Below are 12,795 nucleotides of genomic sequence, written 5' to 3'. Positions count from 1 at the left end.
AGCCTACCCTACTCGAGCAGATCGAGAACCTGCCTGCCCGGTTTTTCAGCCCGGCCGATGAGTTACCGAGGGCTCCGGTCCCGCACATTGAGACCGTTGAAACATTCGTCAAAAACACCGGCGCCAGTGTCACCTACGGCGGCACCAAAGCATGCTACCGGCCGAACTGCGACGACATTCTGATGCCGGACCGGCACCGGTTCGACAGCCAGGTCCATCTATATTCGACCTTGCTCCACGAAATTGGCCATTATGCCGTAAGCCGGATTATGCCGCATGGCCGATTATCAAGGCGGCGGCGCCTCCATTCGGCCATGCGGCGGTTCGGCATAATCAGAGCGATTCAAGGAACACAAGCAGTTCGTCGTTGGGACGATACCGCCCAGGATGGGCTTCTGGTCTGGCGACCTGAGAGAGCGCCTTTTCCTTGAGCCGCATGTCGGCGTGGATATAGATCTGGGTCGTCTCCACGGATTCATGCCCAAGCCAGAGCGCGATCACGGATTGGTCTACTCCGTGATGAAGCAGTTCCATCGCCGTGCTGTGCCGCAAAGTATGCGGCGTAACACGTTTGCTTGCGAGGCTTGGACACGTTCGGGATGCCGTGAGGCAGTGCTTGCGCACCAGATGTTCAAGCGCATCACGACTGAGCCGCTCGCCCCGGATCGAGGGGAACAGGGGACTATCGCTGTCACGTCGCTCCCCAATCCAGCCCTGGATCAGTTTTGCCGTATCGCGGCGAAGTGGAGTGCTGCGTTCTTTTCGCCCCTTGCCGACGCAACGGATGTGGGCGCCTGCGCCAAGGACCACGTCCTTGCAGCGCAGACTGATCAGCTCGGATGCCCGCAATCCGGTCTGAAGCGCAAGCAAGAGCAGGGCGTGATCACGCCGTCCCACCCACGTTGTTCGATCCGGCGCGACCAGCAGCGCGGCTATCTCCTGTGCGTCGAGGAACATCACGCTACGCTTCACGTATCGCTTGCTTGGCATCGAGAGAATGCGCTGGCAATGGAGAAGCCAGGTCGGATCGGTCATCGCGACGTATCGGAAGAATGAACGGATCGCAGCAAGGCGCGCATTGCGAGTTCGAGCCGTGTTACCACGCGTCGTTTCAACGTGGCTCAGGAAGTCGGCGACAAGATCGGCGTCGAGATCTTCGATCGTAAGCTTCGTGGGCGGCTTCCCACACCGTGAACCAGCGTAACGGATCAACAACCGGAATGTGTCCCGGTAGCCGGCGATGGTGTGCTGGCTTGCCTCCATTTGTGTGCAGAGCCGGTCAGTGAAGAAGCGCTGGATTAGCGCAGGGAAGTTGGTCGCCTTCATTGCTCCCCCTCCGCCGCGCTCGTTATCCGAGCGGCAGCTAATTCCAGCAATTCCGGGACCGCTTCCAGGTACCAATAGGTATCGGTCGGGCTCGCGTGACCGAGCCAGGTCGTGAGTTTGATCATCTCGCGGCCCACATCGTGGCCGGATCGATACCAGTTTAGCATCGTCCGAACCGCGAAGGTGTGGCGAAGGTCGTGGATGCGCGGCCCGCGTCCATGGCGCTTGTAATCCTGCCTGGGCCTCAAACCGATCTGCTGGCAGACCAGCGCGAAGTTGTAGCGTGCGCCGCAATCGCCGAGACGATGGCCCTTACACGCGACAAATAGGGCCTCCGATCTGCGCCCCAATAGCCGGTCCCGCTCACGCCCATAGCTTTCCAGTTTTTGCGCTACAGTTGGATCCAGCGGCAATAGTCGTTCCTTGCCGAGTTTTCCGAAGCGAACACGAAGGACGCCGGTTTCAATATCAAGATCGGTCTGGTCGAGACGCAGGGCTTCATTGATCCGAAGTCCCGTCACGGCGATCAGGCCGAAGAGCGTCGAGCAGGTCAAGCCGCGCATGCCGTAAACCGATGGCAACGATCGGGCATGCTCGATAATCGCAATGATTTCGGCGTCGCTGTAAATGTGTGGATGTACCCGTTGAACATGACCAGGCACCAACCCTTGGGGCGGCACCTCGTGCCGCGGATCCGTCCCGTGCAGCCAGGCGGCAAATTGACGAGCCACCCGGAAGCGAGCGCCCCGTGTTCCGGCACTGGCGGAGGGGAGGCTCTCCAGCCAACGCATGATCAATCTGGTGTCGATGTACTCCGCGCCATCGTTGTCGACAAAGGCGGCGAAGCGACGCAAAATGCGTTCGTCCGTACTCAGATCGGCGCCCAGCCGTCTTCTGATGCTCAGGTAGCGGTCCTGTTCGGCAAGGAGGCTCATCGTGCTACCTCCGCGATCGGCCAAGGCTGGGCGATGGAGCGCAATCCATCCGTATCGAGTTTCGCATAGATCATCGTTGTTGCACGCGATCGATGCCGCAGCAGATCCCCGATCTCCTCCAGCGAAGCACCGGACCGAACCAGATTTGTCGCAAGGCTGTGACGCAGAACATGCGATCCGACATAGGGTGTCGGCGGCTTCACTCCGGTCGCCGCGAACGCTTCCCGCAAAATCGAGTTGATGATTTGGCTATCCTTGAACGGACGGTTCGGCGCCCGATGGCTCACGAACAGCGTGCGGGTTGTCGTTGAAGTCCGCTCCTCGCGCAAATACCTGCTGATGGCTTCGCCGACGTCCGACGGGATTGGCAGCCGGTCATGACGTTTTCCCTTTCCGCGAACCAGAAGCTCGCCGGCCCGCCAGTCGATGTCATCGAGTTGGACCGCCATGACCTCGGGCGCGCGCATGCCGAGCCTCGCCATCAACAGCAACATGGCGTAGTCGCGGGCGCCTCGCCGCGGATTGGTTGCGACAGATGCCAGCACAGCCTCCACTTCATCGGGCGACAGATATCGCGGAAGCCTCGCCCCCCAGGGCTTGTGTACCCTAGGTACGCAGAGTGAGAGGTTCGTGGTGATGAGCCCCTGAGCGAACAGATACTGGAAGAAGCTGCGCAAGTGCGAGGATAACGTCTTGTCTCGGTAGGGCGTCTTGCGTCCGATAACATGCTCCATGAACGCCACGACATCGCGAGCGTTCAAGATCGCGAGATCGAGCATCTGGTCCCCGAAGCGGTGAGCGAGGAAGCGAGCCGCGAATCCCAGCACATGTTTGACGGACCGTGGGCTGAGGCCGCGTTGCCGCTCGAGGTAGGTTTCGAGGTCGCCCAGGAGCTCTTGGCGTTCGGCTTGAGCAGCAGTGAGCGACGGGCGTGTCGCCACGCCTATTTCAATCAGATGCTCGACGAACAGCCCGGCAAGATTGGCAACCTTGATCTGGGCTTTGGGTGTCGTTGGCAATCGCCGTCCTAATTCGACGGCAATATCTGCCGTCAGTGCCGAAGGCGCGATGCCTTCCACATCCAGCAATCGGCCAAAGCACCGGAGGTGATAGCGATAATTCTCCAGCGTCGCGGGCTTATATTTCCTCGCGGAAAAACTTTGCTCGAATGACGCTAAGTACGGGTCAAGGCAGGTGGCTTTGTCGAATATTCTCATTTCAGTGCTCCTTGTTGTCGGAGCACGAAGCTTCATTGTTTCCGTCTCTATGTAACTACTGGTCGGCTCCCGCCTTGGTGACCGTACAAACTAGCCAAAGACCACCTATTTGGTCATCGAACCTTACACTTCAATGGGCGCGCGCAGTGCGCGATAGCTTTTGGTGCCTGTCGAGAATTTCGATGTTGAGGAAGTTGATGTTTGACAGATCATTATTGCTATTTCAAATATGGATTTATCACGCGTAGGATAGATCGATGATTACCGCCGCCCAAATGCGTGCCGCACGTGCGCTTCTCGGCATCGACCAAAAGACCCTGGCCGAGCTGTCCGGACTTTCCATTCCGACGATCCAACGGATGGAATCGAGCAGTGGCAATGTTCGGGGCGTGGTAGAGAGCTTGACCAGGGTAATCACGGCACTTGAACTCGCGGGCATCGAACTGATCGGTGAGGGGGCTGCCAGTCCGGCGGGAGGTCGCGGCGTTCGATTGAAGTCCTCATCCACGACATCCTGAATCAATCCGCGACGGCGACCGCCGACGATAAGCCGACGATCCCGCCGCTTCCTACTCAAGGTGCGGCAACAAGTGAAAGTATCGACAGACAGACAGAGCGAAGCGCCGGGCTTTGCTGAACTCTACACTCCAAAATTTCTTACAATCCTGCGCGAAGGCTACGGATTGCCCCACTTGCGCGCCGATGCAATAGCGGGACTTACCGTCGCCATCGTAGCGTTGCCACTGTCGATGGCCATCGCCATTGCCTCGGGCGCAACGCCCGCGCAGGGGCTATATTCGGCAATCGTCGGTGGGTTCTTCGTCTCATTGTTCGGAGGATCGCGATTTCAGATAGGCGGCCCGGCCGGGGCCTTTATCGTGTTGGTCGCCGCAACAGTCGCTCAACACGGCATGGATGGCTTAATCCTGGCAACCTTCCTTTCAGGTTTGATGCTCACCGCAGTTGGCCTCCTGCGGTTCGGAACATTCATAAAGTTCATTCCCTTCCCGGTAACGGTGGGCTTTACGGCAGGGATTGCCGTGATCATCTTTGCCAGCCAGATCAAGGACCTTTTCGGTCTGACTTTGGACCATGAACCAGGAGAGCTCCTTCAGAAGCTCCCAGTGCTGTGGGGAGCAAAGGACAGCGTTGCGTCTGGCGCGGTCGGGATCTCTATCACTACCATTGCGGTCATTCTCGGATTACGCCGCTGGCGACCGCGCTGGCCGGGGATGCTGATCGCTGTTGCCCTGAGCTCAACCGCAACAGCATTGCTTGCCCTGCCTGTCGAGACGATTGGAACCAAGTTTGGCGGAATCCCCTCTGCACTGCCTTTCCCGCAACTGCCTGATCTCTCGATGGACAGGATTGTAGCGGTTCTGCCAGCCGCACTGTCCTTCACCTTGCTAGGGTCCATAGAATCGCTGCTATCAGCCGTAGTTGCGGATGGCATGACTGGTCGACGACACCGTTCCAACTGCGAGCTTGTTGCTCAGGGTGCGGCAAATATCGGTGCCTCGCTGTTCGGCGGCTTCTGTGTGACGGGCACCATTGCCCGTACCGCTACCAACATACGCGCTGGAGCGCACGGGCCAGTCGCCGGAATGTTGCATTCAGCATTTCTTCTTATTTTCATGGTGATCGCGGCACCGCTCGCTGCATATATCCCATTAGCAGCTCTGGCGGGCGTGCTGGCAGTCGTTGCCTGGAACATGATCGAAAAGCCTGCAATCGCGATCTTGCTGCGCTCGGGTTGGGGCGAAGCAACCGTATTGGGGGCGACATTCTTCCTGACAGTATTCCGGGATTTGAGTGAGGCGATTGTCGTTGGGTTCGCTCTTGGCTCAGTGCTCTTTATTCACCGTATGAGCCGAACAACCGCAGTCACCACCCATGTACCGTTCGTGGCGCGCGACGAAGCCGATGACGCCCATCCACGCAAAGCCTACAATGAATCTGCTGCTGCGAACCCCGATGTTGTCGTCTACCGGATAACCGGTGCTCTCTTCTTCGGCGCGACAGCATCAATCGGCTCTGTTCTCGACCGCATTCAGGACAACCAAAAGGCACTGGTCGTCGATTTCTCCGCGGTGCCGTTTCTGGACTCGACCGGCGCCAACATGATCGAGGGCCTAGCGCACAAGGCTCACAAGCATGGTGTGACCCTGTGGCTCACCGGAACCACTCGCGATATCCGGCGTGTCTTGCTGAAGCATGAAATAAAGAGGCCACTGGTACGTTACGCGGCCACAGTCGAAGCTGCCATATCAGCTTTGCAACGCGCGCGTACAACCTTGAGGGCAGGACCAACACAAGCAGCATGATCAGAACCCCCTCTCTACGAACTGCTCGCCTTCCTCGAAAAGCTCTGATTATGCCGAACTGCCACATGGCCAGAAGCAGGCACAACAGCCGCCAAACTTGGCCATGCGGCATAATCCGGCGTACGGCATAATGCGACTTATGCCGATATCGGCATAATGGCCATTGGACGGGTGCAAAGCACCGACTCGACCGCGATCTCACCGGAAGATTCGGCAGCGCATCCTACGCAGCCGACGAACTGGTCGCCGAGCTTGCGGCATCATTTCTTTGCGCTGATCTCGGAGTGGACCATGATCCGCGTGACAATACCGCAGCGTATGTGGCGAGCTGGTTGGCCGTTTTGAAGAACGACAAGCGCGCGATCATCACAGCGGCCGCCAAGGCGCAATCCGCGGCCGATTACCTTCACGGCCTTCAATTGTCGAAGAATGATCGTTTACATGTCCCGTCCGGCCCTCAAATGGATCAGGCGGGTTCGGCCTTTTTGAACCAGGTTTGATCCGCCAAATGGCCGGCAATTTGTCGGCCGTTCTCCCCAGCCTGCGCAGGCTGTGTTTCGATTTACGGTGTCGAACGAACTCTAATCGGTACCATCGCGGCTAGATCTCAGAAGGGCGGCGGCGTCGACGCCGAGAACCTTTGCCAGACTGGCAACCATATCGATGGTTGCGCTGTATTGGCATCGCTCCAGTGCGCTGACATAGGTTCGATGAATGTTGGCGCGGTCCGCCAATTCTTCTTGCGAATAGCCTCGGGCGTGTCGCAACGTGCGCAGGTTGAGCGCGAAAATGTCCCGAATATTCATAAAAGGATGAGCGCTGATCGCAGAGCATTCCTCTACAGAGTATGTTCTGCAGATGACGTTGCAGCGCGTTCTCGAAACCTCTCTTTGAACTGTTGCGGTCATGCCGACATGTGGCCACCGTCATCCCGCAACGGCCTTCGGTCTGAGAAGCGCGCCGATAGGCGCAGCGGCTCGCCGTCCTCCGCGTCCGGTCCGCCTCACGTTACCGCGTACCCTTTACGACAGCTCCCCTATTTTCAGGAGGATCATCGGCGCCTGCCAACGACGCTGGCGAGGGGGCCGTCAGGGGCGTATGGGTTCGGAAGCCTGTTGACGATCATGGCAGTTCCCGCTTTAGGCAACATCGCAATCCCTTGTCGGATGGCCTCCTGCCACGATGACCCCTCTCCCATGCCTCCTCGTATACGTTAGTCAAAATCTCGCCTTGCCGGGTCTTCGCCCGTCCGAGCGCGTCTGCGAGCCTCCTGCTGGCGACAATAAGTTTGTGAACGGCATACCGTTCGGGCGCGGGGACAAGCACGCTCACGCCTTCCCTGTGCAGCAGGACAGTTCTCACAGGCTCGTAGATCAGGTAATCGACGAATTGCAGGTTTTCCGCCGACGCACCACCGAGTGCAGGCAAGGGCGACGGTTTGCTCGTATGTTCATCCGATCCCTTATTCTTCGTCAGGAAGTCCACACGGGTAGTTCTTGGAGTTCACGAACGCGACGAGCTTTGCCCTGTCCGTTTGATGTGCGCGGCGGCATCTTAGTTGGGGCACTCCAAATTGGCGCCGATGCTTTCGGCCCGTCGTTCGGCAAAGTTGGCACAGCCGTACTATGCCCTCGATGTTAGTAGCAGCAACTGTTCGGCCATTGAGAGCCGTATCCCACGATGCAATTGAAGGGCGGGCATCGCCATTGGCATGCTCATCCTCTTCACTGTTGCCGGCGCTCCTCCTGCGGGCTCGATGAGGCATGTCTGACCGGAGAACGGCTCAAGCCTCGATCGTTCTCCCGCAACGGCGTTCCGCAACTTTCTTCCCCTGCGAACTAGTTCGCATTCCTCGCGATTAAAGAAAGCCGCTCGCCGCCGCCCTCCACTTCGTTCTGGCCCCTTCGGGGTGCGGTCCGATCGTCCCCGGTCCTTCGACAGCCATCGAGGCCGCGAAGGGCGTGGCCCGAAACAGCGAAAGGAACATGACAATGGCAACCATCGGCACCTTCACATCCACCGAAAGCGGCTTCACCGGCTCGATCCGCACCCTCGCGCTCAACGTCAAGGCTCGCATCGTTCGCGTCGAAACTCCTTCGGACAAGGGCCCGCACTTCCGCATCTACGCAGGTTCCGTTGAACTTGGCGCCGCCTGGCAGAAGCGCTCCAGCGAGAGCGATCGCGACTACCTCTCGGTCAAGCTCGATGACCCTAGCTTCCCGGCTCCGATCTACGCGACGCTCGCCGAAGTCGATGGAGAAGAAGGCCTCCAACTCATCTGGTCCCGCCCGAACCGGGATTGAGGAGAACAGGCTCCGCCGCAAGGCGGGGCCTATCCTCCTTCTAAGAAGGTAAAGGCATCCGGCCGGTTTTCGGCTCTTTTAGATGCGCAGCGAAGCAAAGCGCGTTCTCAGACCGGGCCGTCGCATTGGCGATGGCCCGCCTCAAGTGCGAGTGGTTCCTCCCAAGATGCTGGCCCACTCGGCTCCCAGCCCGCCGGCGGTCCCGTAGACGATGCATGAACCTGCCTCCTCACGAGTCTCGCATCAAGCTACCGAGTGCCACGGCTGCGGGGCTGATCGGGCGAGATCAAGTCTGGTTTGAACTGGCCCCGGCCGAGCTGATTATCACCATGGCCGAACAGAAGGGCAGGATCGAGCGCGAACCCTTCTTCCAAGAGGGCAGGGCAGGCCACCTCTTAGGACGCCTGGAACGAAAGTGTACATACGGGGGTGTGGGAGGGGACTTGCAGGTTCTCCCCCAATCCAATTTCATGGTCGGAGGACGAAAGCCGGGCCGCCGCTTCTTTCGGCGGGGATCCAGAAACAATCGAACCGCTTCCTCCTCTCGGCCGAAGTGATGAACCATCATCTGTCCCTTCGCTCCAATCCTGCCCAATTCCGCAAGAGTCGCCGAACAGGTTTGGTTCAAGCGAAATGCATAGTAGCGTGCAATATTCTTGGTAGCATCTAGGCGTTCAATTGAGGTAATCGGTTTGACATCATGCGATGAGAATCGTTGATCCCGGCGGTTACGTCCACGACACTTATGAATCAATCAGCATGGATCGATTCATACTTTTGAAGAATTGCACGAGCACGAGGTACGCTGGCGCACTGCCAAGCTTCGTCGAAGAACGCTCACCATCGACCGGTATTTAAGAGGACGCATCAGCTTTCCATGATCAAGCTCGAGAAGATACGCGATCTCGACGTAGAGGCGGACTCCCCTCGCCCCGTACACTTAAGCGCCGCTAGCGGGCTCGTTTGCCACGAAGCGGCAATGTATGTGATTACGGATGACGACCTGCACCTTGGTGTCTTTCCCGTTCGTAGTTCCGGACCAGGTGGATTGATCCGCTTGTTTGACGGCGTCTTGCCCCAGTCGCATGACGAGCGGAAGGAACAGAAGCCCGACCTGGAAGCACTTACCCTCATTCCCCCTTACAGTGATCTTTCTTTTGGCGCTCTCCTCGCCATTGGTTCAGGATCAAGGTCCAATCGAAAAAGGGGTGTCTTGCTCGGGCTCGACGCGTGCGGCACCGTATGCACCGCTCCAAGAATTGTCGACCTCTCATTCATTCTTGATCCGCTCGCGGCGGAATTTCCTCAGGTCAATATTGAAGGTGCGGTCGTGGCTGGACAGGAGCTGCGGTTGTTTCAGCGTGGCAACAAGCGGCATATCGACAATGCCGTCATTCGTTACTCGCTTTCGGCGGTTTTGGACGGTCTTGATAGCGAGCGAGCCAATTCCATGACGCCGATTGCGATCGAGCGGTTCGATCTCGGTACCATCCGAGGAACTCCGTTCGGGTTCACGGATGCCGCGGCATTATCCAATGGAGACATGGTCTTCAGCGCGGTGGCGGAGGACACAGAGGATGCATTTCATGACGGCCCCTGTGTCGGCGCTGGCATCGGTATCATCGATGACCGTGGTCGTCTCCTTTCTTTTGACCGGATCGAAGGGACACACAAGGTAGAGGGCATTCACGCGCGGCTCCAAGGTGAGGTCCTGGAGCTTCTGCTCGTGACCGATGCCGACAGCCGCGAAGTCCCGGCAACGCTATTTTCGGCGTGCATTTCCCGATAGGATGCTCCCACCATTGACGTCGGGTGTTGCCGCCTCTGGTCCTGACTCGGCAACTTCATCAATGCAGGTGGTCAAGCTAGAACCACCTGATTACGCATCCTCAGCATCGCCACTCTGCCAAAAAACTTTTACGAGGCGGGCGCAACCAGCGCTCTGCCCCGTGAGCAGGGTCGAGGAATTCGGCGGAAAGTACCGAGACCAAATTGTTTATGATCGGTCTTTAGCGCCCCACCTCTCACGGCCGTTTCACCTCACGAGTCCAGCCAAGGGTCCGGCGAACGTGCGCGGCAATATGGGATGCCTTCAAAGAGGCGGAGATTGTCCATCGCCAACGCCGTCACACGACCGAAATCGCCCGCAGCAGAAGAAGGATACGTTACCAGCTTGATCATCCAAGGGGTCCTTGAAAGCGATTCGTTCCCACGCATGCCTTCATGTCGTCGCGTCGGAACCAGATGGCGCGGCCGCATCGAAGCGGCGCATTCCCGACGGTGAATACGATCTGCTCGTCGGCGCGCATTCGCAGCACCTCATGCGCCTGAATCAGTGGTCTTGCAGCAAGCTGCTTTGAACGGGTCCGCGACGATCCGTTCGACTGGGAACTGCGACTGATCTGGTCAATCTCGACGGTCGTCATGCCGCAGCGCTTCGAGATGTACTCAGCAGTCTCCGGATCGTTAATGGCAGCGAAAGAGATCCAGCTCGCGCTCTCGAACCATTTGCTCGCCGCATCACGGCCACCGTAGGTCTCGCGCATTTGGCCGATCGACTGGTAAATCATCGTGAGGGTGATGCCGTATTTGCGGCCGGCATCACGCGCGGTTTCGAGAATGCGCATGTAGCCTAAACGCGCGACCTCATCGAGGAGGAAAAGTGCCCTGCCCTGTGCCGCGCCATCGCGATTGTAAAGAGCGTTAAGGAACGAGCCGATGATGACGCGCGCAAGGCCGGAATGCGTCTCCAACGTCTTCAGGCCGATATTGATGAACACATCCGTCTCGCCGGCTGCGACTGCGTCGGTCGTGAAGGTGGACCCCGAAACGAGTGCGGCATAATTTGGGTAGGACAGCCAGTGGGTCTCCTTCACGGCATTTGCATAAACCCCCGAGAAGGTTTCCGGCGTCATATTGACGAATGCGGCGACGTTCTCCCTTACGAAATCAGAGCCCGAATTGTCGTAGATTGACTGCAGCCGCTCTCGCAGTTTTGGCTCCGGCTCCGAGAGATTGGCTCGAACCTGCCGCAATGTCTGGTTCTCCCTGTCCGTATGGCCGGACAGGCAGACGTCGGCAATCAACGCCGTCAATAGTTGCAAAGCCGATGCACGGAAGAAGTCGTCACGCATGGCGCGCATGCCGCCGCTGTCACTCATGATCCACGACGCGACGGAAGAGATATCTTCCTCTTTCGTCCCGCCGTAGCGACCAAGCCAGTCGAGTGCGTTGAAGCCTGTCTCCGGTACCTTGGGGTCGAGGATACGGATAAAACGACCTGCATCTCTGCGGTGCTTACAGACCATCGGCGCCACTTCGCTCGAGGGGTCGAGGACGACGAGCGCCCCACCCCATTTGAGCGCAGTTGGGACTGTCACCGACGTTGTCTTGAAGCCGCCAGATCCGGCGAACACGATTCCATGCGAGGATCCGAACGATCCATCGAAGCACAGGAGCGGAGACTTGCCGCCGGTGCCCCAGGTCTCCGGATCATCAGCTCGAAACGGCTGCGCTGCCGTGCTGTCCTTATCGACTCGGTAACGCTCGCCAATGATGACACCGCCCGTAGCGGGAAAGAGCTTTGACGCCTCGTGCATTCTCATCCAGTCGGCCTGCCCATGCAGCGCGCGTTTTCCACGGACCCGTTTCGGTTCGGCGGGTGCGAAGGCTGCATTGCCGATCATTGCGACGCGAAGCGCGAAACAACCCGCCATCAGCACCGCCGCCGCACCGATCATCGTTGCAGGATCGATGTAGGAGGCCGCGGACTTGCCCCCAGGCACCTCTGCGGCCAATGCGGCAAGACGTGTCGTCTCGCGTATCGCCGCGACCAGAACCGTTGCCGTGCTTCCGGTTAGAGCGCCCCACCCCGCGAACCTGATGCTCGCGGAACCGGCGCTTGCGAATAGAAAAATTACGCCGATCGCTGCGGCGCTGACGTAAGGCACGGCGATACCGGCCTGGCCGAGGGTCAGCCTTGCGGCATCCGTCTTGCCTAAGGCTGACAGCCATTGCTCAAACCCGGTCATTCCAATAACAGGAAATGCCATAAGCACGACCGGAGCCACTGCAAGGCCGATCCTATTCGCTATCATTGCCAAAAGCTTCCGCGCCGATCGCGATTAACCGCGCCCGCTCACCTTCGTCGGACTTCAGCCGGCGGCTGAGTTCGACCAACGCCCCGAGCAAGAGCGCGCGTTTCTCATATCGCAAACCCGCCTTGACGATCAGGCCGCCTAACTCGATCTTCTCCCGCGTGTCCTTCTTGCGGGCATCAGATGTCATCGCTCTCGCCATCCGATCAAACCTCGCCATGGCCGCCCTGAGCCGCGCCAGACGCGACCGTCGCTGTTGCCGTGCTGGGTATGCCGTCTTCAACCCGCTTCCTGCCTCCGATCGAAGCCGCAAGCTCTCCCCGAAAGCGTCTTGCGAGATGCTCAAACGCATCCTGAAGCTCTGTCTCGTCGATCTCGATTTCGCCCAGTCCTGCCTTCAGCGCAATGCGGCCGATGCGCTCGGCTTCGCGGGTTTCCGCCTGTTTCAACTGCTCCTGGAGCTTGCCGATCTCTTCGCGAATTTTCGAGGAGGGTTTCTTCATTCCGTCTGTCTCCCTGGCTGACATAGCTTGTCTTTCTGCAAGCCATTTTTCGGATCAGAGGGCGCAAGGCACTACTGTAAATCCGACAAT

General features: G+C 58.7%; 13 protein-coding genes and 3 pseudogenes. 6 read left to right on the top strand and 10 right to left on the bottom strand.

Annotated elements, in window-relative coordinates; genetic code table 11:
* Window positions 1-11 precede the first annotated feature (11 nt).
* Window positions 12-431: pseudogene (locus FB009_RS07570) on the top strand (zincin-like metallopeptidase domain-containing protein); the annotation flags it as partial.
* Here FB009_RS07570 and FB009_RS07565 read toward each other — a convergent pair.
* From FB009_RS07565 to FB009_RS07555, 3 genes are read right to left on the bottom strand one after another with little or no spacing between them, the layout of a single operon-like run.
* The gene (locus tag FB009_RS07565) at window positions 334-1,326 is read right to left on the bottom strand and encodes a tyrosine-type recombinase/integrase (RefSeq protein ID WP_127658666.1); all 993 of its coding nucleotides are present in this window, start codon (window positions 1,324-1,326) and stop codon (window positions 334-336) included. The pseudogene FB009_RS07570 and the gene FB009_RS07565 overlap by 98 nt on opposite strands.
* Window positions 1,323-2,261 carry a tyrosine-type recombinase/integrase gene (locus tag FB009_RS07560; RefSeq protein ID WP_011970281.1) on the bottom strand — a complete coding sequence of 313 codons (939 nt, stop codon included), beginning with the start codon at window positions 2,259-2,261 and terminating at the stop codon, window positions 1,323-1,325. The genes FB009_RS07565 and FB009_RS07560 overlap by 4 nt, the downstream gene beginning before the upstream one ends.
* Window positions 2,258-3,280 (bottom strand): site-specific integrase, encoded by a 1,023-nt coding sequence (locus FB009_RS07555; protein WP_234820825.1) that lies wholly within the window; start codon window positions 3,278-3,280, stop codon window positions 2,258-2,260. Before FB009_RS07555 ends, FB009_RS07560 begins: the two co-directional genes overlap by 4 nt.
* A 455-nt stretch (window positions 3,281-3,735) precedes the next feature.
* On the opposite strand from FB009_RS07555, the gene FB009_RS07550 reads away from it, so the two are divergent.
* From FB009_RS07550 to FB009_RS07540, 3 genes and pseudogenes are all read left to right on the top strand, one after another.
* Window positions 3,736-3,996, top strand: coding sequence for a helix-turn-helix domain-containing protein (locus FB009_RS07550; protein ID WP_011970279.1), 261 nt, complete (start codon window positions 3,736-3,738; stop codon window positions 3,994-3,996).
* Between the two features lie 72 nt (window positions 3,997-4,068).
* The gene (locus FB009_RS07545) at window positions 4,069-5,802 is read left to right on the top strand and encodes a SulP family inorganic anion transporter (RefSeq protein ID WP_011970278.1); all 1,734 of its coding nucleotides are present in this window, start codon (window positions 4,069-4,071) and stop codon (window positions 5,800-5,802) included.
* A gap of 161 nt (window positions 5,803-5,963) precedes the next feature.
* Window positions 5,964-6,302, top strand: a pseudogene (locus FB009_RS07540) (zincin-like metallopeptidase domain-containing protein); the annotation flags it as partial.
* An 81-nt stretch (window positions 6,303-6,383) separates the two neighbouring features.
* Here FB009_RS07540 and FB009_RS07535 read toward each other — a convergent pair.
* Together FB009_RS07535 and FB009_RS07530 are read right to left on the bottom strand one after the other, a co-directional pair.
* Window positions 6,384-6,608 (bottom strand): helix-turn-helix domain-containing protein, encoded by a 225-nt coding sequence (locus tag FB009_RS07535; RefSeq protein WP_011970277.1) that lies wholly within the window; start codon window positions 6,606-6,608, stop codon window positions 6,384-6,386.
* Window positions 6,609-6,853: 245 nt separating this feature from the next.
* Window positions 6,854-7,342 (bottom strand): annotated as a pseudogene (locus FB009_RS07530) (GSU2403 family nucleotidyltransferase fold protein); the annotation flags it as partial.
* Between the two features lie 451 nt (window positions 7,343-7,793).
* Here FB009_RS07530 and FB009_RS07525 point away from each other — a divergent pair.
* Window positions 7,794-8,105 (top strand): DUF736 domain-containing protein, encoded by a 312-nt coding sequence (locus tag FB009_RS07525; protein ID WP_011970276.1) that lies wholly within the window; start codon window positions 7,794-7,796, stop codon window positions 8,103-8,105.
* 286 nt (window positions 8,106-8,391) lie between these two features.
* Here FB009_RS07525 and FB009_RS33895 read toward each other — a convergent pair whose 3' ends face one another.
* Window positions 8,392-8,733: a WGR domain-containing protein gene (locus FB009_RS33895; RefSeq protein ID WP_234705532.1), complete on the bottom strand. Its 342-nt coding sequence runs from the start codon at window positions 8,731-8,733 to the stop codon at window positions 8,392-8,394.
* 249 nt (window positions 8,734-8,982) lie between these two features.
* On the opposite strand from FB009_RS33895, the gene FB009_RS07515 reads away from it, so the two are divergent.
* Window positions 8,983-9,894, top strand: coding sequence for a DUF6929 family protein (locus tag FB009_RS07515; protein WP_011970274.1), 912 nt, complete (start codon window positions 8,983-8,985; stop codon window positions 9,892-9,894).
* Window positions 9,895-10,145: 251 nt separating this feature from the next.
* On the opposite strand, the gene FB009_RS32670 is transcribed toward FB009_RS07515, so the two are convergent.
* From FB009_RS32670 to traC, 4 genes are read right to left on the bottom strand one after another with little or no spacing between them, the layout of a single operon-like run.
* Entirely contained in the window at window positions 10,146-10,286 is a 141-nt protein-coding gene (locus tag FB009_RS32670; RefSeq protein WP_153321210.1) for a hypothetical protein, read from the bottom strand.
* Window positions 10,283-12,202, bottom strand: a complete 1,920-nt coding sequence (gene traG, locus FB009_RS07510) for a Ti-type conjugative transfer system protein TraG (protein ID WP_102045173.1) — start codon at window positions 12,200-12,202, stop codon at window positions 10,283-10,285. Before traG ends, FB009_RS32670 begins: the two co-directional genes overlap by 4 nt.
* Entirely contained in the window at window positions 12,189-12,404 is a 216-nt protein-coding gene (traD, locus tag FB009_RS07505) for a type IV conjugative transfer system coupling protein TraD (RefSeq protein ID WP_011970272.1), read from the bottom strand. Before traD ends, traG begins: the two co-directional genes overlap by 14 nt.
* A 4-nt stretch (window positions 12,405-12,408) precedes the next feature.
* Window positions 12,409-12,705 (bottom strand): conjugal transfer protein TraC, encoded by a 297-nt coding sequence (gene traC / locus FB009_RS07500; RefSeq protein WP_011970271.1) that lies wholly within the window; start codon window positions 12,703-12,705, stop codon window positions 12,409-12,411.
* Between the last annotated feature and the right edge of the window lie 90 nt (window positions 12,706-12,795).

Origin of the sequence: Sinorhizobium medicae, from assembly GCF_007827695.1 — a bacterium.
In the GTDB taxonomy this organism is placed as follows: Bacteria; Pseudomonadota; Alphaproteobacteria; order Rhizobiales; family Rhizobiaceae; genus Sinorhizobium; species Sinorhizobium medicae.
Note: the sequence above shows the minus strand (reverse complement) of the source record. Positions and strands in the feature narration are given on the sequence as shown.